The sequence below is a fragment of the Algibacter pacificus genome (assembly GCF_008033385.1).
GTDB lineage: Bacteria > Bacteroidota > Bacteroidia > Flavobacteriales > Flavobacteriaceae > Algibacter > Algibacter pacificus.
Window position 1 is genome coordinate 1 of the sequence record NZ_VOGY01000055.1, and the last position, 550, is coordinate 550.

At 31.8% G+C, this 550-nt stretch carries 1 protein-coding gene; it reads left to right on the forward strand.

Translation table 11 applies throughout. The features are described from left to right. Positions 1-550: DDE-type integrase/transposase/recombinase (locus tag FQU21_RS17345; RefSeq protein WP_147679303.1), on the forward strand; the 550-nt coding region annotated here is incomplete at both ends.

A 550-nucleotide genomic window follows, 5' to 3' on the forward strand; every position in this document is an offset into this window, starting at 1 on the left:
TATCTACTATTTCTAGTTATTTTGGATTAAAACGTGATGCTTATTATAAATATAAGCATAGTGCTGATAAACGTTTAAAACTAGAGCAACAAATTATAAATATAGTTAGAAAAAGACGCAAATCCCTACCTAGAGAAGGTGTCCGCAAGCTCGAAAAATCATTAAAAAACGATTTTATCAAAGCGAACTTAAAAGTTGGTAGAGATACTTTATTTAATACCCTTAGAAAACACCAAATATTAACACTTAGAAAGAAAACCAGTGCTAGAACAACCAATTCGCATCACCGGTTTTATAAGTATAATAATATTATTAAGGATTTAAAGGTGACGAGAGCTAATCAAGTTTGGGTGAGTGATATAACTTACATTAGAACCGTAAAAGGTTTTTGCTACCTAGCTTTAATTACGGATATGTATTCTCGCAAAATTGTGGGTTATGACCTGAGTGATAGCTTAGAATTAAAGGGATGTGTAAGAGCTCTTAATAAGGCTATTTATCAAGCCAAAAATATCAATGGGCTTATTCATCACTCCGATAGAGGAATACA